This is a genomic window from Burkholderia sp. SIMBA_051 (genome assembly GCF_046534915.1).
GTDB lineage: Bacteria > Pseudomonadota > Gammaproteobacteria > Burkholderiales > Burkholderiaceae > Burkholderia > Burkholderia ambifaria.
Genome location: NZ_JAWRXS010000357.1, coordinates 1 through 267, shown reverse-complemented (window position 1 = coordinate 267; position 267 = coordinate 1). Strand labels below are relative to the sequence as shown.

General features: G+C 61.8%; 1 pseudogene. It reads left to right on the top strand.

Annotated features, from left to right (window positions below):
* Positions 1-267 (top strand): annotated as a pseudogene (locus SB771_RS34850) (PAS domain-containing sensor histidine kinase); the annotation flags it as partial.

The window sequence follows — 267 nt, the reverse complement described above, 5'->3', positions numbered from 1 at the left end:
CGATGATCTTTCTGCTGGTGGTGGCGACGCTCGTCATCATCATCATCGTGCGGCTGCGAAAGGGGAAGTTCGGCACGCGGCTGCTGGCGAAACTCGCGTTCTTCATGGCGCTGGTCGGCGTGGTGCCGGGCGGCATCATCTACGTCGTCTCGTATCAGTTCGTGTCGCGCAGTATCGAGTCGTGGTTCGACGTGAACGTTGAAACCGCCCTGACCTCGGGCCTGAATCTCGGCCGCGGCATGCTCGACGCATCGCTGTCCGATCTGC